Source organism: Streptomyces sp. NPDC079141 (genome assembly GCF_040686775.1).
In the GTDB taxonomy this organism is placed as follows: domain Bacteria; phylum Actinomycetota; class Actinomycetes; order Streptomycetales; family Streptomycetaceae; genus Streptomyces.
Genome location: NZ_JBFBLP010000007.1, coordinates 319,889 through 332,953, shown reverse-complemented (window position 1 = coordinate 332,953; position 13,065 = coordinate 319,889). Strand labels below are relative to the sequence as shown.

The window sequence follows — 13,065 nt, the reverse complement described above, 5'->3', positions numbered from 1 at the left end:
TGCGGCCAACTCCCCCTCTCCCTGGCCTTTGTGCGCCGTAGACTGTAGACGAAAGACAATCCATACTGGCTGTCCGACGGCACTGGAGGGGGCTGCGATGTTGTCGACAGGACTTCCGCAAGGGGCGGTGCCCAAGCTCGAACGCCCCGGGCCCCTGCGCGACCGCGTCTACGAGGCCCTGCTCGAACTCATCACCACCCGCGCCCTGCGCCCCGGCCAGCATCTGGTCGAGAGCGAGCTCGCCGGGCATCTCGGGGTGTCGCGGCAGCCCGTGCGCGAGGCGCTGCAGCGGCTGAACACGGAAGGGTGGGTCGATCTGCGGCCCGCCCAGGGCGCGTTCGTGCACGAGCCGACCGAGGCGGAGGCCGACCAGCTGCTCACCGTCCGCACCCTGCTGGAAGCGGAGGCCGCCCGGCTCGCCGCGGCGGGCGCCGGTTCCGCCGGCATCGCGGCCCTGGAGGAGCTGTGCGCCGAGGGCGAGCGCGCGGTGGCCGCCGACGACGTGGACGGCGCGGTCGCCCTGAACGCCCGCTTCCACGCCAAGGTGATGGAGCTCGCCGGCAACGCCGTCCTGGCCGAGCTCGCCGCCCAGGTCGACCGCCGGGTGCGCTGGTACTACACGCCGGTGGCCCGGCAGCGCGGCCGCCAGTCGTGGATCGAGCACCGCCAGTTGATCGCGGCGATCTCCGACCGGGACGAGCAGCGCGCCACCGAGCTCATGCGCGAGCACACCGAGCACACGCGGACCTCGTACCACGCACGTCAGCAGGGCTGACCCTCAGAAGGAGTCCGCGTGCTCCCGCGCCCACTCCCCGAACGAGCGCGGCGGTCGTCCCGTGACCTCCTCGACCGTCGGCAGCACCACGGACTCGTCCAGGGTGCCGTCGACGTAGAAGCTGAAGAACGCGTCGACGTACGGCTTCGGCATCTGCGCCTCCATCCCGGCGCGCGCCTCCTCGTGGCTGAGCCCGACCGCGCGCAGATCCCGGCCCAGTGCCTCGCCGAGGATGCGGACCCGGTCCGCGGGCAGCAGCGCCTCGGGCCCGGTCACTTCGAGGGCCTGGCCCGCGTAGGCGTCCGAGACCAGGGCGTGCCGGGCGACCGCGGCGATGTCGTACGGGTCGATGTCGGTCGTGTACACGTCCGGGAACGGCACCTGCACGGTGTCGCCCTTGCGGATCTGGTCCGCCAGCCGCAGCGCGTTGGACATAAAGCTGGTCGGCCGCACGAACGTCCACTCAAGACCGGACTCGCGCACCGCGTTCTCCGCGTCGATCATGTAGCCGGCGACCGCGTTCTCCGTGTCGCCGGTGCGCACCGACGGCGAGGACAGCAGGACGACCCGCCGCACCCCGGCCTCCCGCGCGTCCTTGAGGATCTGCCGCTGCCCGGCGAACCCGGGCATCAGGAACAGCGCCGCTACGCCGTCCAGCGCGTCGCGCACCGACTCGGGCCGGTTGAGATCGCCCGCCACCGCCTCGACGCCCGGTGGCAGACCGTCCGTGCCGCCGGACCGGCTGAGCGCGCGGACCGGTTCCCCGCTCCCCGCCAGGCCCCGCACGAGCTCGGCACCGATGTTCCCCGTGGCACCCGTCACAAGTAACACAAGGTTCCCCTCTCCCTGTCCCGGGCCTGCGGTGGCCCGGGCCTGCGCCCATCCTGCAATGCCGCCCGGCAGCCGCGGCCGCCGGGCCGGGCTTTGTCCTGTCAGTGGAGAAAGTTGGAAGCAATTCGTGCAGAGCTTCTTCCCAGCCGCGGCAGCCGCTGCTACGTTCCCCTCGAAAGCCCGGCAACTGGTGGCCGATTGAGGCGGGGAGGGGCACGTGAGACGCATGACGGCACGACCCGCGAACGCCCATCAGGCCCGGCTGCTCAAGCTGTTGCGTGACGGAGGCCCCAACTCCCGGGCGCAACTGGGCGACCAGGTCGACCTGTCACGGTCCAAGCTGGCCGTGGAGGTGGACCGGCTGCTGGAGACGGGCCTGGTCGTGGCCGACGGACTCGCCGCCTCGCGCGGCGGCCGCCGCTCCCACAACATCCGGCTCAACCCCGGGCTGCGGTTCCTCGGCGTCGACATCGGCGCGACCTCGGTCGACGTCGCCGTCACCAACGCCGAACTGGAGATCCTCGGCCACCTCAACCAGCCCATGGACGTCCGCGAGGGCCCGGTCGCGGTCTTCGAGCAAGTCCTGTCCATGGCCGCGAAGTTGCGTGCCTCGGGACTCGCGGAGGGCTTCGACGGTGCCGGTATCGGCGTCCCGGGGCCGGTCCGCTTCCCCGAGGGCGTCCCGGTGGCACCGCCGATCATGCCGGGCTGGGACGGCTTCCCGGTGCGGGAGGCCCTCAGCCAGGAACTCGGCTGCCCGGTCATGGTCGACAACGACGTGAACCTGATGGCGATGGGGGAGATGCACGCGGGCGTGGCACGCTCCGTGGGCGACTTCCTCTGCGTCAAGATCGGCACCGGCATCGGCTGCGGCATCGTCGCCGGCGGTGACGTCCACCGCGGTGTGACGGGCAGCGCCGGAGACATCGGGCACATCCAGGCCGTGCCCGACGGCCGCCCGTGCGCCTGCGGCAACCGGGGCTGCCTGGAGGCCCACTTCAGCGGGGCGGCCCTCGCCCGGGACGCCACGGAGGCGGCCCAGCAGGGGCTGTCGGCGGAACTCGCGAGCCGCCTGGAGACGAACGGCGTCCTCACGGCCGTCGACGTCGCCGCCGCGGCCGCCGCGGGCGACGCCACCGCACTCGACCTCATCCGTGAGGGCGGCAACCGCGTCGGCCAGGTCATCGCCGGCCTCGTCAGCTTCTTCAACCCGGGCCTGGTGGTGATCGGCGGCGGGGTGACCGGCCTCGGCCACACCCTGCTCGCCGCGCTCCGCACCCAGGTCTACCGTCAGTCGCTGCCCCTGGCGACCGGCAACCTCCCCATCGTCCTAGGCGAACTGGGCCCCACCGCCGGTGTCATCGGCGCGGCCCGGCTCATCAGCGATCACCTGTTCTCACCGGCGTAACCGACTTCTCCCTCAGTCGCATCGGCACCTCTCCCTGCTTTGCCCTGCCCTCAGACGCATCGCCCTGCCCTGAAACCGGCCCGCACGCCCGCCAAGGGGAATCCGCATGGCACCAGAAGCACCGCTGCTCAGCATGTCCGGCATCACCAAGTCCTTCCCCGGTGTCCGGGCCCTCGACGGCGTCGACCTCGACGTCCAGGCCGGCGAGGTGCACTGTCTGCTCGGCCAGAACGGCGCCGGGAAATCCACCCTCATCAAGGTCCTGGCCGGCGCCCACCAGCCCGACACCGGCACCATCAACTGGCGTGGCGCACCCGTGACGCTGCGGTCGCCCATTGCCGCCATGCGCCTGGGCATCGCCACCATCTACCAGGAACTCGACCTGGTCGAGCACCTGTCCGTGGCCGAGAACGTCCACCTCGGCCATGAACCGACGACCGCCGGATTCGTCGTACGGCGGAAGACCGCGCGAGCGTCAACTGCCCAGCTCCTCAAGCGACTTGGCCATCCGGAGATCGACCCCGGCCGTCTGGTCGGGGAGCTGTCGGCGGCCCAGCAGCAGATCGTCTCCATGGCCCGGGCGCTCTCCCACGACGTACGGCTGATCGTGATGGACGAGCCGTCCGCCGCCCTCGACCCGGACGAGGTCGACAACCTCTTCCGTATCGTCGGCGACCTCACCGCCGACGGCGTCGCGGTCGTCTACATCTCGCACCGCCTGGAGGAGATCCGCCGCATCGGCGACCGGGTGACCGTCCTCAAGGACGGCCGGGCCGTGGCCGGCGGACTGCCCGCCAAGACCACGCCCACCCGGGATGTCGTCGCCCTGATGACGGGACGCAACGTCGAGTACGTCTTCCCGCAGCGGCCCGCGTCGCCCTCGGACGGCGCACCGCTGCTGGAGGTCAAGGGGCTGTCCCGGCAAGGGGAGTTCGAACCGCTGGACCTTGCGATACGGCCCGGGGAGATCGTCGGCCTCGCCGGCCTTGTCGGCTCGGGACGCTCCGAGATCCTGGAGACGATCTACGGGGCGCGCAAGCCCAGTACCGGTCAAGTCCTCGTCGACGGCCGCCCGTTGCACCCCGGCAGCGTCCGCGCCGCCGTCCGGGCCGGACTCGGGCTCGCCCCCGAGGAACGCAAGGCGCAGGCCCTGCTGATGCTGGAGTCCGTCACGCGCAATGTGTCGGTCTCCTCCATGTCCCGCTTCTCCCGCGGCGGGTGGATCGACCGGGGCGCCGAACTGGGAGCCGCGCGTGCCGCCACCCGTGAGCTCTCGCTCAGGCCCGACAACCCGTCCGCGCCCGTGCGCACCCTGTCCGGCGGCAACCAGCAAAAGGCCGTCCTCGCCCGCTGGCTGCTGCGCGGCTGCCGCGTCCTGCTCCTCGACGAACCCACCCGCGGCGTCGACGTGGGCGCCCGCGCCGAGCTGTACGCGGTGATCCGCCGCCTGGCCGACGAAGGCCTCGCCGTCCTGCTCGTCTCCAGCGAGGTGCCCGAGGTGCTCGGCCTCGCCGACCGCGTCCTGGTGCTGCGCGAAGGGCGCGTCGTCCATACGGCGCCCGCCCGCGACCTCGACGAACACCGTGTCCTCGACCTCGTCATGGAAGGAAGCCCGGCGTCATGACGCAGCACGCGTCCCCACCGAGGGACGGCACCGGCAAGACCGCCCCCGTGGCCCAACTCCCCGCCTGGCGGGGCATGATGGCCCGCGCCGATGTGCGCACCCTGTCCCTCCTCGGCGTGCTCGCCGCGCTGATCCTCATCGGAGGCATCAGCAAGCCCGACGAGTTCCTCGACACCCGCAACCTCCAACTCGTCCTCACCCAGGCCTCCGTGATCGGCGTCGTCACCGTCGGCATGACCTTCGTCATCACCTCCGGCGGCATCGACCTGTCCGTCGGCGCGATCGTCGCCCTGGCCTCGGTCTGGGCGACCACGGTCGCCACCCAGGAGTACGGCTTCGGCGGCATCCTGTTCACCGCGGTCCTGGTGGGGGTGGGCTGCGGCCTGGTCAACGGCCTGCTCATCGCCTACGGCGGCATGGTCCCGTTCATCGCGACGCTCGCCATGCTCGCCTCGGCGCGCGGCCTCGCCCTCCAGATCACCGACGGCAAGACACAGGTCGTCACCATCCCGAGCATTCTCGACCTCGGCGAACGCGACGCCTACGTCCTCGGCGTCCCGCCGCTGGTGATGGTCTTCGCCGTCGTCACGATCATCGGCTGGCTCATTCTCAACCGCACCACCTTCGGCCGCCGTACGGTCGCCGTCGGCGGCAACGCCGAGGCCGCACGGCTCGCCGGCATCGACGTCCGCCGCCAGCGCCTCTACCTCTATCTGCTGTCCGGACTGTGCTGCGGCATCGCCGCCTTCCTGCTGATCATCCTGTCCGGCTCCGGCCAGAACACCAACGGCAATCTCTACGAGCTCGACGCCATCGCGGCCGCGATCATCGGCGGCACCCTGCTCAGCGGCGGGCGCGGCACCATCACCGGCTCCGTGCTCGGTGTCCTGATCTTCACCACGATCACCAACATCTTCGCCCTGAACAACCTGCAGAGCGACGTCCAGCAGATCGCCAAGGGCGCGATCATCGTCGCCGCCGTGCTGGTCCAGCGCCGTACCGCAAGCACGACCTGAGCGTCGTACCGCACGCATGACCTGAGCGTCGCATTCGCTCGCACGACCTGAGCGTCGTATCGCACGCACGACCTGAGGAAAGGGTTCACCGCCATGCCAGAGCTTACGAGTCGCAGAGGGCTGCTCTTCGGGACCGCTGCCGTTTCCGCCGGTGTTCTTCTCGCTGGTTGCACGAGTAACGAGTCCGACGACGAGCCCGCCGCGAACGACCAGCCGGCCGCCGACGACAAGCCCGGCAAGCCCGTCACCATCGGGTTCGCCGGCCCACAGGCCGACCACGGCTGGCTCAACGCCATCAACGACAACGCCAAGAGCCGGGCGAAGAAGTACTCCGACGTCACCCTGGAGATCACTGAAGGCTCCAACGACACCGCCGCCCAGATCGGCCAGATCGAGACGCTGATCAACAAGAAGGTCGACGTACTGGTGGTGCTGCCCGCCGACGGCAAGGCGCTCACCCAGGTCGGACTGCAGGCGATGCGCGCGGGCATCCCGGTCGTCAACCTCGACCGCATCTTCAACTCGCCCCAGGCGTACCGCTGCTGGATCGGCGGCGACAACTACGGCATGGGCCTCAACGCCGGGCACTACATCGGCGAGAAGCTCAAGGACAAGTCCGGCGCCCGGGTCATCGAGCTGGCCGGCCTGGACAACCTGGAACTGACCCAGCAGCGCACCAAGGGCTTCGACGACGCCCTGAAGAACTACCCGAACATCAAGAAGGTGGCCCGGCAGGCGGCCGAGTTCACCGTCGAGTCCGGGCAGGCCAAGATGGCCCAACTTCTCCAGGCCCAGTCGAAGTTCGACGCGATGTGGAACCACGACGACGACCAGGGAGTAGGCGCGCTGCGCGCCATCGAGCAGGCCGGACGCGACGACTTCCTGATGGTCGGCGGAGCCGGCGCGCTCTCCGCCTTCCAGGCCATCAAGCAGGACGACGGCGTACTGAAGGCGACGGTCCTGTACCCGCCGACCATGGCCGCCTCCGCGATCGACCTCGCCCGCGCGCTCGGCCAGGGCAAGGGGGTCGGCGGGCTCGCCGAGTTCGAGATCCCCGCCTCGCTCACCCTGTACTCCGCCGTCGTCGACAAGACGAACGTCGACCAGTACATGGCCACCGGCTTCAAGTAGGCCGCTCCGCCCGCACCCCCCACGTGCGCACCCGACGAGGACGAGGAGGACACACCCATGGGACAGCCGCAGCAGTCAGAAGGGACCGAGGGAGAGGGAGGGAAGCCGCCCCTGAGAGTGGGCATGGTCGGCTACGCCTTCATGGGCGCCGCCCACTCCCAGGGCTGGCGCACCGCGGGGCGCGTCTTCGACCTGCCCCGGCGTCCGGAACTGGCCGTCATCTGCGGACGGGACGCGGCGGCCGTGCGCGCGGCGGCCGACCGGCACGGCTGGGCGGCGGTCGAGACCGACTGGCGTGCGCTGATCGCCCGGGACGACGTCGACCTCGTCGACATCTGCACCCCCGGCGACAGCCACGCCGAGATCGCCGTCGCCGCGCTGGCCGCCGGCAAGCACGTCCTGTGCGAAAAGCCCCTGGCCAACACGGTCGAGGAGGCCTCGACGATGGCGGCGGCGGCCGAAGAGGCGTACGGGCGCGGCCAGTTGGCGATGGTCGGGTTCAACTACCGCCGGCTGCCGGCCACCGCACTGGCCCGGAACATGGTCGCCGAGGGCCGGCTCGGCAGGCTGCGGCACGTCAGGGTGACGTACCTTCAGGACTGGCTGGTGAACCCGCAGTTCCCGCTGACCTGGCGGCTGCGCAAGGAATACGCCGGTTCGGGCTCGCTCGGCGACCTCGGTGCGCACATCATCGACCTCGCCCAGTACCTGGCGGGAGAACGGCTGGCGGGGGTGTCCGCACTGACGGAGACCTTCGTGCGGGAGCGCCCCCTGCCCGTCGGCGCGACCAGCGGCCTGTCCGCCGGGGCGTCCGCGGGCACCGGCCGGGTCACCGTCGACGACGCCGCCCTGTTCACCGCCCGCTTCCCCTCCGGCGCCCTCGCCTCCTTCGAGGCGACCCGCTACGCCACCGGCCGCAAGAACGCCCTGCACATCGAACTCAACGGTGAACACGGCTCGTTGGCCTTCGACCTGGAACGGCTCAACGAACTCTCGTACCACGACGGCACCGAGCCCGGAGCACACGCCGGCTTCCGCCGCATCCTCGTCACCGAACCCGACCACCCCTACCTGGAGGCCTGGTGGCCGCCGGGCCACGGTCTCGGCTACGAGCACACCTTCGTCCACCAGGCCCGCGACCTGGTGCACGCCGTCGCCGAGGGCCGGCAGCCCGAGCCCTCCTTCGCCGACGGACTCCAGGTGCAGCGCGTGCTGGCGGCGGTCGAGGAGAGCGCCGAGAAGAACTCCGTCTACACCCCCGTAGCGGTCTAGGAGGCCACTGGTCATGCCGCGCACCTTCACCCTGTTCACCGGCCAGTGGGCCGACCTGCCCCTCGAAGAGGTCTGCCGCCTGGCCCGCGACTTCGGCTACGACGGCCTCGAACTCGCCTGCTGGGGCGACCACTTCGAGGTGGACAAGGCGTTGGCCGATCCTTCCTATGTGGAGTCGAGGCATCAGCTCCTCGACAAGTACGGCCTCAAGTGCTGGGCGATCTCCAACCATCTGGTCGGCCAGGCGGTCTGCGACGCCATCATCGACGAACGCCACCAGGCGATCCTGCCGGCCCGGATCTGGGGCGACGGTGATGCCGAGGGCGTACGGCAGAGGGCGGCCGCCGAGATGGCCGACACCGCGCGCGCCGCGGCCGCCTTCGGCGTCGACACCGTCATCGGCTTCACCGGCTCCGCCATCTGGCACCTGGTCGCGATGTTCCCGCCCGCCCCCGAGGCGATGATCGACCGCGGCTACGACGACTTCGCGGCCCGCTGGAACCCGATCCTCGACGTCTTCGACGCGGAGGGCGTCCGCTTCGCCCACGAGGTCCACCCCAGCGAGATCGCCTACGACTACTGGACAACCCAGCGTGCCCTGGAGGCCGTTGGCAGGCGCCCGGCCTTCGGCCTGAACTTCGACCCCTCGCACTTCGTGTGGCAGGACCTCGACCCGGTCGGCTTCCTGTGGGACTTCCGCGACCGGATCTACCACGTCGACTGCAAGGAGGCCCGCAAGCGCCTCGACGGGCGCAACGGCCGCCTCGGCTCGCACCTTCCGTGGGGCGACCCGCGCCGCGGCTGGGACTTCGTGTCCGCGGGACACGGCGACGTCCCCTGGGAGGACGTCTTCCGGATGCTGCGCTCCATCGACTACCAGGGCCCGATCTCGGTCGAGTGGGAGGACGCCGGCATGGACCGGCTCCAGGGCGCTCCCGAGGCGCTGACCCGCCTGAAGGCGTACGACTTCGACCCGCCGTCGGCCTCGTTCGACGCGGCGTTCGGCAACTGAGCTTCTCCTGTGACTCTCCGGGATGACGGCGCATCCCGGCGTACGCACCCGCCCGTACAACCGGCCCCATTCTGGAGGCATTCGTGCACGGGAACGACCGCACCACCGGCAACGACAGAACCGAGACCCACAGACGACGCTTCCACAAGGCGATCGCGCTGCTCAGCGGCGCACTCCTCGCCGGCGCGTCCCTCACCCTCGCCGCGCCCCCGGCTGTCGCCGACGCCGACCTGGCCGCCGAGGACTTCCAGCAGGTCACTCTGGCCAAGGGCGAACCGGAGGTCGGCGAGCCCATGTCGCTCGCCGTCCTGCCGGACCGCTCGGTCCTGCACACCTCGCGCGACGGCGAACTCCGCCTGACCGACGCGGCGGGCAACACCAGGCTCGCCGGAAAGCTCGACGTCTACTCGCACGACGAGGAAGGGCTCCAAGGCATCGGCGTCGACCCGGACTTCACCACCAACCGCTTCATCTACCTCTATTACGCACCCCCGTTGAACACCCCGGCGGGCGACGCCCCCGAGACCGGCACGGCGGCCGACTTCGCACCCTTCGACGGCGTCAACCGGCTCTCCCGGTTCGTGCTGAAGGCGGACGGCACCCTCGACAACGCCAGCGAGACGAAGATCCTCGACGTCCCCGCCTCCCGCGGCATCTGCTGCCACGTCGGCGGTGACATCGACTTCGACGCGGCCGGCAACCTGTACCTGTCGACCGGCGACGACACCAACCCGTTCCAGTCCGACGGCTTCACCCCGATCGACGAACGCGCCAACCGCAACCCGGCGTTCGACGCCCAGCGCTCCTCCGGCAACACCAACGACCTGCGCGGCAAGATCCTCCGTATCAAGGTGAACGCGGACGGAAGCTACTCGGTGCCCGAGGGCAACCTGTTCGCGCCCGGCACGGACAAGACGCGGCCCGAGATCTACGCGATGGGCTTCCGCAACCCGTTCCGGTTCAGCGTCGACAAGGAGACCGGGATCCTGTACGTCGGCGACTACGGTCCCGACGCCGGCGCCGCCAACCCCTCCCGCGGACCGGCCGGCCAGGTCGAGTTCGCCCGCGTCACCGGCCCCGGCAACTTCGGCTGGCCGTACTGCACCGGCGACAACGACGCCTACGTCGACTATGACTTCGCCACCGGTCAGTCCGGCGCGGCCTTCGACTGCGCCGCCCCGAAGAACACCTCGCCGAACAACACCGGCCTGACCGACCTGCCCCCGGCCCAGGCGGCCTGGATCCCCTACGACGGCGGCTCCCTGCCCGAGTTCGGCACCGGCTCCGAGTCCCCGATGGGCGGCCCGGTCTACCACTACGACCCCGCGCTCGACTCGCCGGTGAAGTTCCCCGAGGCCTACGACGGGGACTTCTTCGCCGGGGAGTTCGGCCGCCGCTGGATCAAGCGGATCACCAGCGACGCCGACGGGACCGTACAGTCGATCAACGACGTCCCGTGGACCGGCACCCAGATCATGGACATGGCCTTCGGCCCCGACGGTGCGCTGTACGTCCTCGACTACGGCACCGCCTGGTTCGGCGGCGACGAACACTCGGCCCTGTACCGCATCGAGAACGCCATCGACGGCCACTCCCCGGTCGCACAGGCCTCGGCCGACCGGGCCTCCGGAACCGCGCCGCTGAGGGTGCAGTTCTCCTCCGAGGGCACCACCGACCAGGACGGCGACGCGCTCACCTACAGCTGGAACTTCGGCGACGGGACGACCTCCACCTCGGCCGACCCCACCCACCGGTACCGGAAGAACGGCACCTACACCGCCACCCTGACCGCGAAGGACCCCTCGGGACGCACCGGCAGCGCGAGCGTGCAGATCGTGGTGGGCAACACCGCACCCAAGGTGACACTCGAACTCCCGCAGGACGGACAGCTGTTCAGCTTCGGTGACGCCATCCCGTTCAAGGTGCGGGTCACCGACCCCGAGGACCGGACGATCGACTGCTCCAAGGTCAAGGTCACCTTCGTCCTCGGCCACGACAGCCACGGGCACCCGGTGACCTCCGCCGACGGCTGCACCGGCACCATCCAGACCACCGCCGACGGCGGCCACGACCCCAACGCCAACATCTTCGGGGTCTTCGACGCCGAGTACACCGACGGCGGAGGCGGCGGCCAGGCCCCGCTGACCACCCACGACCAGAACGTCGTCCAGCCCAAGCAGCGCCAGGCCGAGCACTTCGGCAACGGCTCCGGCGTCTCGATCATCGCCAAGGACACCGCGCACGGCGGCAACACCGTGGGCGACATCCACAACGGCGACTGGATCTCCTTCACGCCGTACGCGCTGAGCAACGCGAAGTCCGTGACGGCACGCGTGTCGTCCGGCGGCACCGGAGGGACGCTGGAGATCCGCGCCGGCTCGTCGACGGGCACCCTGCTCGGCAAGGCGACCGTGCCGGTGACCGGCGGCTGGGAGAACTTCCAGGACGTCACCGCCGACCTGTCCCGGGCCCCGCGCGGCACGACCACGCTCTACCTGGTCTTCAAGGGGACGGGCACGGCAGCCCTGTTCGACGTGGACGACTTCACCTTCACCACCGGCTGAGGAGGCGGGTACACGATGCGATCAACCAGCCAACTGGCAACGGTGGTCACGGGCACGGCCCTGCTCCTGGGCTGCATGTCGGGACCCGCGGCGTCGGAGCCCTCCGCCGACGAACGGGTGCTGGTCTTCTCCAAGACGTCCGGCTTCCGGCACGACTCGATCCCCGACGGGGTGGCCGCGATCAAGGAGCTGGGCAGCTCGGCCGGCTTCACCGTCGACGCCACCGAGGACGCCGGGGCATTCACGCCCGAGAACCTGCGGCGCTACGACACCGTCGTCTTCCTGTCGACCACCGGGGACGTGCTCGACGGCGCGCAACAGCGCGCGTTCGAACGCTACGTGCGCCACGGCGGCGGCTATATGGGCGTCCACGCCGCCGCCGACACCGAGTACGACTGGACGTTCTACGGCGGGGTCGTCGGGGCGTATTTCCAGTCGCATCCGGCGATCCAGCCCGCGACGGTCGACGTCGAGGACCACGCCCACCCGGCCACCGCCCAGCTGCCCGCCGAGTGGAACCGCACGGACGAGTGGTACAACTACCGCTCCAACCCGCGGGAACAGGTCCACGTCCTGGCCTCCCTCGACGAATCGTCCTACAGCGGCGGCACCATGAACGGCGACCACCCGATCGCCTGGTGCCACACCTACCAGGGCGGCCGCGCCTTCTACACCGGCGGCGGCCACACCAAGGAGTCCTACGCCGACCCCGCCTTCCGGCAGCACCTGCTGGGCGGGCTCCGCTGGACCACCGGCACCGCCCAGGCCGACTGCCGCCCGGAGAACGGCTACCGCCCGCTCTTCGACGGCACGGCCGAGGCCCTGGCCGACTGGCGGCAGGCCGGCCCCGGCTCCTTCGAGCTCGGCGCCGACGGCACCCTCACCACGACCGGCGGCCTCGGCATGCTCTGGTACGCCGGCCAGGGCTTCGGTGCCTACTCGCTGAAGCTCGACTGGAAGGTCGACGGAGACGACAATTCCGGTGTATTCGTGGGATTTCCGCCCTCGGACGACCCGTGGTCGGCTGTCAACAACGGCTATGAGATCCAGATCGACGCCACGGACGTCCCCGAGAAGACCACGGGGTCGGTCTACGGCTTCCACTCCGCCGACCTGGCCAAGCGCGACAGCGCGCTGAACCCGCCGGGGGAGTGGAACACGTACGAGATCCGCGTGGAGGGCGAACGCCTCCGCGTCTGGCTCAACGGCGTGAAGATCAACGATTTCACCAACTCCGATCCGGCCCGGAGCCTGCGTGACGGGCATGTCGGCATCCAGAACCACGGAGCCGACGACCAGGTGTCCTTCCGCGACATCCGGATCAAGGAACTGCCCCTGAAGGGCAACTGAGCGGCGGCGGGCGGGGGACGCCGGACCCCCGCCCGCCGTCTACCACCCCCTGGTGCTGGCAACGCACGCACGACAAGGAGGC

General features: G+C 70.5%; 10 protein-coding genes. 9 read left to right on the top strand and 1 reads right to left on the bottom strand.

Annotated elements, in window-relative coordinates; genetic code table 11:
* Positions 1-97 precede the first annotated feature (97 nt).
* Complete coding sequence (locus tag AB0Q90_RS21750; RefSeq protein WP_363159823.1) at positions 98-775, top strand: GntR family transcriptional regulator; 678 nt, start codon at positions 98-100, stop codon at positions 773-775.
* Positions 776-778: 3 nt separating this feature from the next.
* Here the strand turns inward: AB0Q90_RS21750 and AB0Q90_RS21745 are convergent, their stop codons facing one another.
* Entirely contained in the window at positions 779-1,597 is an 819-nt protein-coding gene (locus tag AB0Q90_RS21745; RefSeq protein ID WP_363159824.1) for an NAD(P)H-binding protein, read from the bottom strand.
* A gap of 235 nt (positions 1,598-1,832) precedes the next feature.
* On the opposite strand from AB0Q90_RS21745, the gene AB0Q90_RS21740 reads away from it, so the two are divergent.
* From AB0Q90_RS21740 to AB0Q90_RS21705, 8 genes are all read left to right on the top strand, one after another.
* The gene (locus AB0Q90_RS21740) at positions 1,833-3,014 is read left to right on the top strand and encodes an ROK family transcriptional regulator (protein ID WP_363159825.1); all 1,182 of its coding nucleotides are present in this window, start codon (positions 1,833-1,835) and stop codon (positions 3,012-3,014) included.
* 106 nt (positions 3,015-3,120) lie between these two features.
* Positions 3,121-4,638: a sugar ABC transporter ATP-binding protein gene (locus tag AB0Q90_RS21735; RefSeq protein WP_363159826.1), complete on the top strand. Its 1,518-nt coding sequence runs from the start codon at positions 3,121-3,123 to the stop codon at positions 4,636-4,638.
* Positions 4,635-5,654: an ABC transporter permease gene (locus tag AB0Q90_RS21730; protein ID WP_363159827.1), complete on the top strand. Its 1,020-nt coding sequence runs from the start codon at positions 4,635-4,637 to the stop codon at positions 5,652-5,654. The genes AB0Q90_RS21735 and AB0Q90_RS21730 overlap by 4 nt, the downstream gene beginning before the upstream one ends.
* A gap of 93 nt (positions 5,655-5,747) precedes the next feature.
* Positions 5,748-6,785 (top strand): substrate-binding domain-containing protein, encoded by a 1,038-nt coding sequence (locus AB0Q90_RS21725; protein ID WP_363159828.1) that lies wholly within the window; start codon positions 5,748-5,750, stop codon positions 6,783-6,785.
* Positions 6,786-6,842: 57 nt separating this feature from the next.
* Entirely contained in the window at positions 6,843-8,057 is a 1,215-nt protein-coding gene (locus tag AB0Q90_RS21720; RefSeq protein ID WP_363159829.1) for a Gfo/Idh/MocA family oxidoreductase, read from the top strand.
* Between the two features lie 13 nt (positions 8,058-8,070).
* Positions 8,071-9,069: a sugar phosphate isomerase/epimerase family protein gene (locus AB0Q90_RS21715; RefSeq protein WP_363159830.1), complete on the top strand. Its 999-nt coding sequence runs from the start codon at positions 8,071-8,073 to the stop codon at positions 9,067-9,069.
* A gap of 83 nt (positions 9,070-9,152) precedes the next feature.
* A complete protein-coding gene (locus AB0Q90_RS21710; RefSeq protein ID WP_363159831.1) occupies positions 9,153-11,633 on the top strand; it encodes a PQQ-dependent sugar dehydrogenase in 2,481 nt (826 codons plus the stop codon).
* A 15-nt stretch (positions 11,634-11,648) separates the two neighbouring features.
* Positions 11,649-12,983, top strand: a complete 1,335-nt coding sequence (locus AB0Q90_RS21705; protein WP_363159832.1) for a ThuA domain-containing protein — start codon at positions 11,649-11,651, stop codon at positions 12,981-12,983.
* Positions 12,984-13,065: the final 82 nt, after the last annotated feature.

What these genes read in the sequence shown, in the direction of transcription:
- AB0Q90_RS21750 (WP_363159823.1), top strand. Translation starts at nt 98, where the DNA reads ATGTTGTCGACAGGACTTCCGCAAGGGGCGGTGCCCAAGCTCGAACGC.
- AB0Q90_RS21740 (WP_363159825.1), top strand. Translation starts at nt 1,833, where the DNA reads ATGACGGCACGACCCGCGAACGCCCATCAGGCCCGGCTGCTCAAGCTG.
- AB0Q90_RS21730 (WP_363159827.1), top strand. Translation starts at nt 4,635, where the DNA reads ATGACGCAGCACGCGTCCCCACCGAGGGACGGCACCGGCAAGACCGCC.
- AB0Q90_RS21715 (WP_363159830.1), top strand. Translation starts at nt 8,071, where the DNA reads ATGCCGCGCACCTTCACCCTGTTCACCGGCCAGTGGGCCGACCTGCCC.
- AB0Q90_RS21725 (WP_363159828.1), top strand. Translation starts at nt 5,748, where the DNA reads ATGCCAGAGCTTACGAGTCGCAGAGGGCTGCTCTTCGGGACCGCTGCC.
- AB0Q90_RS21735 (WP_363159826.1), top strand. Translation starts at nt 3,121, where the DNA reads ATGGCACCAGAAGCACCGCTGCTCAGCATGTCCGGCATCACCAAGTCC.
- AB0Q90_RS21720 (WP_363159829.1), top strand. Translation starts at nt 6,843, where the DNA reads ATGGGACAGCCGCAGCAGTCAGAAGGGACCGAGGGAGAGGGAGGGAAG.
- AB0Q90_RS21705 (WP_363159832.1), top strand. Translation starts at nt 11,649, where the DNA reads ATGCGATCAACCAGCCAACTGGCAACGGTGGTCACGGGCACGGCCCTG.